Source organism: Parolsenella sp., from assembly GCF_982402205.1.
On record NZ_CEVYAT010000128.1, the window covers coordinates 1 to 4,726 of the forward strand.

The following is a 4,726-nucleotide window of genomic DNA, read 5'->3' on the forward strand; positions in this document are numbered from 1 at the left end:
CCCCTGCGCGCGTTGAAGTCATTGCCGACGCCGCAGTAGATGGCATCGGCGCCCGCGGCGAGTGCCGCGCGGAACGGCTCGGGCCCACCCGCCGGCGCCAGCAGCTCCATCGTCATTGCAACCCCCATCTTTTCGCTCAATCTAACCCGATAACAATAGCGCAGCGGCGTCGCCATCTCCCGATTTCATGCCTTGTGAACATTCGCGCGCCCCAAACTGTCAGTGAAACCGGTTTCTGGTGCACCCGAGGGCGCGCCGCGGAGTCGCCAATAGACAGAATCGCTATTAGTGGATATCCGCAAATAGCCATTTGGACCTATGGGCACCCGGCTATGGCCTCATTCAGCTCCTCGAGGCCATCCGCTAATTTACCTCGCTGCACCAGAAACCGTTTACACTGACAAATTCAGTCTCGACAACCTGGGACGAGCTTTTTCGGAGCTCTACTTGCCTCTTAAGGAAGTCATCGCCGGGCCTCGAACGCCGGCCCATGGCCCTAAACAGCGAGTCGAGGAGCTTCGAGAACAGAATGGGATTCTTGAGGTCATCGATCCATACGTTGATGATGGTCCAACCCACGCCGATAAGGTCATTCTGGCGGCGATCGTCACGTGCGCTCTGCTCGATGGCGTGGTATTGAAGACCGTTGTACTCAAGTCCCACCTTAAGCTTGGGAATTGCCAGGTCAATGAAATACTCAGAGCCGGCAACAGCGACGCGGTAGTTCAGCGCCAGCCCCGAAAGCCCAATCCCGCCCAAACTGCGAGGCAAGCAGAGCAGAAGGGTCAGCACAGACTCCATAGGCGAATGCGAGCCATCAAGAATAGAGGTCAATGCTCGGCGCAGTTTGGGCGCCCCTCGCATGCTCGCAGGCGCATCGAGCATGCTGGCGATTCGTGAACGCGAGCAAACTGCCCTGTCGATGTTGGTAAAGCCCTCCCACGAGTCCTTGCTGGAATCGAGTAGGTACGTACCGCAAAGCTCGGTGGCAACGAGGGCAAGGTCAACGATGCCATAATCCCGGCGAGCAGCAAGCTGAGCAACAACCAATTCAGGTGACGAGATGAGTAGGTCGTCCTTGGCCCTGACAAGAGACGCTCGCGGAAGAGGGGCATCCCGGCGATGGCGTCTAACGCCCGGCTGCGCGAGCGTCGAAGTCCCCCACGGCGTCAGCACGTGCACGGGACGGGTGCGAACGCCAAGGCCAACGAGGAGATCGTCGAGCTCGGCGGCGTTGGGGGCGCGGCAGCCGTCGAGGCTCGACGTGCGCGGATGGTCCATCAGCTCGCCAACCAGCTTGCCGCTCGAGCGGATGGCCTCGAGGGCCGATATGTCACACAGGCAGATGCTCATGCGGCGAGCCTAGCGCACCGACACGACGACGAGTCCCAAAGCCCTCGAGAAACTCCCGGGGCGTCAGACACAAACCTTGCCAGAATCTAACAAAAATCGCGGCAACAAGTACACAAACGCGCCAGGCCACCCGCTGATAACTAGCATAGACCCAGCTCAACCACATGATGAAAAAGCCCCGCGGGCGCAGGCCCGCGGGGCTTCAAAAGGCTATCGAACGCGCTGTCTACGCGAGGCGCGCGAAGTGGCGCTTGCCCACCTGCAGCACGTTGCCCTTCACGAGCAGCGACGGGTCGACATTGTAGCTCTTGGCCTGCAGGGCCTCACCGTTGATGCGCACACCGCCGCCATCGATGTCGCGGCGCGCCTGGCCAGCGGAGCTCGAGAGGCCCGCGGCGACAAGGACGCGCGGCAGGTAGACCAGGCCATCGTCGCCGGCCTCGATCTCAACCGCAACATCCTCGATGTGCTCGGGCATCTCGCGGTTGGAGTGCACGCGCGTGAACTCGGCCGCGGCGGCCTCGCCGGCGCCGGCGCCGTGGTATAGGTCGCAGATGTTGGCCGCGAGCTGGCGCTTGAGCTCGTAGGGGTCAGCCGAGCCATCGGCGAGGGCGGCGTCGATCTTGTCGACCTCCTCGACCGAGAGGGTGCTGGCAAGGCGGAAGTACTTGCCGATCATCGTGTCGGGGATGCTCATGAGCTTGCCGTACATGTCGGCCGGCGCGTCGGTGAGGCCAACGTAGTTGCCGTAGCTCTTCGACATCTTGCGCACGCCGTCGGTGCCCTCGAGCAGCGGCATCGTGAGCGCAACCTGCGGCTCCATGCCCATCTTGTCCATAAGGTCGCGTCCGGCGAGCAGGTTGAACAGCTGGTCGGTGCCGCCCATCTCGACGTCGGCCTTGATCTCGACGGAGTCGAAGGCCTGCATCACGGGGTAGAGGAACTCGTGCAGGGCGATGGGCGTCTGGCTCTGGTAGCGCTTGGTGAAGTCGTCGCGCTCGAGGATGCGGGCAACGGTGAACTTGCTGCAGAGCTCGAGCAGACCCTTGAGGTCGAGCGAGAGGATCCAGTCGCCGTTGTGTACGATCTTGGTCTTCTCGGGGTCGAGGATCTTCATGGCCTGCGACACGTAGGTCTCGGCGTTGGCCTCGACCTGCTCCTGCGACAGCTGCGGGCGCGTGGAGTTCTTGCCCGACGGGTCGCCGATGAGCGCGGTACCGTTGCCGATGATGAGCGTGACCTGGTGGCCAAGGTCCTGGAACTGGCGCATCTTGCGCAGGGGCACGGCGTGGCCAAGGTGCAGGTCGGGGCTCGTGGGGTCAACGCCGAGCTTGATGTTGAGGGGCTGGCCCTTCTCGAGCTTCTTGCGCAGCTCCTGCTCGGGCACGATCTGGGCGGCGCCCGAGGCGATCACCTTCATCTGTTCGTCGACTGAAAGCACGGTTCCTCCAATGAGCACTAGCACCCTCGCCCACGGCTGGGCGGTGCTTGGTTAGCAAGTATCCCGCCTGTGCGGGAACAGCCCTTCAGTGTAGCGGAACAGGGCCGAAAGACCCACCGAGGATAGCGGCAGGGCCACAATCGCAAACGGCAGGACGTAGACGGCCTTGGCCTCCCACAGCAGGTAGCAGCCAAAGCCGGTGAAGAAGACGGCGGCAAGCAGCAGCACAGCCGCATTGCGCACTCCCCCGCGTCCCCAGAGGCGGCACGTCAGGACCACAGCGCCAAGGGCGGCGGCAAACGTCACCGTCTGATAGCCGTCGAGGACGTCGATCAGCACCGAGCTCGCGGCCCCCAGGGGCGTCGAAGTGTCGGCGGGGTTCACGCGCACGCCCGCGGCGTTGCCGCACATCGAGAGGTAGTAGAGCGACTGATAGGTGGGGTCGGCCCACTCGGTGGCGAGCTTCACGGCAAAGAAGCGCACCGCGTAACCGGGGTGCTTGGCAAAAGCCAGGACGTCGGCCGCGAGCTCGTGGGTCGCCACCTCGTTCTGGACGTCCGCGTTCTCGCCCGAGGCAAGCCACACGGCGTTGGAGTGGTTGGACCAGCCGCCGGGCGCGTACTCGTAAGGGCCGTCATCAACGCTCACGTAGAACTCACCTGCGCCCATGCGAAGGCCCAGCTCAAGATGGTTGAGCGTAGTGAGCGAGCCGCCAAACTCGTAGCCGCCCGAGGCAGCCGCCAGCGCGTCGAACGGCAGGCCCGACAGCGCGTGCGCCACCGCCACGACCGCGACGCAGCCCACAAGGCCCCAGCCCCGGCGGCGCACCAGGGCAAGGACAAACCACGCAAGAAGCGCGCCAATCGCGAACAGCACGAACGTCGCCTTGACGCACAGCGCCGCGGCAAGCGGCGCAAGCGACGCCGCGCACCATGCGGCCGCCTCGCGGCCGTCCGCGCTCATCGCGCGCGCCTGCAGGGCAAGAAACGCCAGCGCAAGGCCGCAGCCCATCGCGTTGCCGTAGAGAAACGTCGACAGCAGGTACATCGGGGCGCACAGGACCACGAGCACCCAGGCCACGCGCTGGACGCGCGCATCCCGGCAGCACAGGCGCGCGAGATCGAGCAGCGCCCACACGCCCAGGGAGGTCGCCGCGGCAGAGATCAGCTGGTAGACCATGAACGACGCATCGCCAAAGACGAGGCGCAGGCCATACATCATCCAAAACAGGGTCGCCTGGAACGGATAGCACGAGAAGTAGAGGCGCGCATCGTAGAACAGCGTGCGATAGGGGCCGCGGAAGATCGACGGGATGCCGCCGTCGACCGCGGCGTGCACGAAGTCGGAGACCATCCAGGAGTCGCCCCAGTAGGTGTCGCGCGCCTGCAGGGCGAGGATGATGACGACCTGCACCACGAACGTCCCCGCCACGAGGGCACGGCGGGCGCGGGGGCCGTCGAGTGCGCGTCCGCGACCCCACGCTAGGCGGCACAGCGCCACCACGAACAGCGCCCAGACGAGGCCGGGCCCCAGGTTCGCCACCCCGCCCGGCGCCACCCAGGTGCGGATCGACATGCTCTGAGTGAGGTTGCCGTCGTCGGCGCCCACCATGAGCCATACGGTCGAGAAGGCCACGACGGCAAGCACTATGCCGAGCGTCACGGCCGTGAGCCCCAGGCCCAGGGCCGCGAGCACGTCGCCCGCGCGGCCCATGCGGCCCTCGCCGTCGCCGGGGAGCTCGCCGCCGGCACCCAGGCCGGCGCGCCCGTCGCGCGGATGCACCACAAGGCCCGCGGGCCCGTCCTGCTCGCCCGCGCCCCTCTCGCCCACGTTCTGCTCGACACGCGGGTGCGCCACCCAGCCCGCGGCGGGGCGCTCCCGCAGCGAGGGGGTAGCATGCCGCAACGTCGCGACGCCCGCGCTACGACGCAT

3 protein-coding genes are annotated in these 4,726 nt (G+C 65.6%); all 3 read right to left on the minus strand.

The genetic code is table 11. The annotated features are described in order from the left end of the window. Window positions 1–363: 363 nt before the first annotated feature. A complete protein-coding gene (locus AC1VTH_RS06790; RefSeq protein ID WP_481335404.1) occupies window positions 364–1,353 on the minus strand; it encodes a hypothetical protein in 990 nt (329 codons plus the stop codon). 226 nt (window positions 1,354–1,579) lie between these two features. Continuing rightward, on the minus strand, window positions 1,580–2,794 hold the full coding sequence (tyrS, locus tag AC1VTH_RS06795; RefSeq protein ID WP_293825084.1) for a tyrosine--tRNA ligase: 1,215 nt from the start codon (window positions 2,792–2,794) through the stop codon (window positions 1,580–1,582). Between the two features lie 51 nt (window positions 2,795–2,845). Then, window positions 2,846–4,726, minus strand: a 1,881-nt coding sequence (locus AC1VTH_RS06800; RefSeq protein WP_481335405.1) for a hypothetical protein, incomplete at its 5' end; no start/stop codon positions are given.

Bases quoted from the DNA above. Each gene is read 5' to 3' on its own strand.
- AC1VTH_RS06790 (WP_481335404.1), bottom strand. From the start codon at position 1,353: ATGAGCATCTGCCTGTGTGACATATCGGCCCTCGAGGCCATCCGCTCG.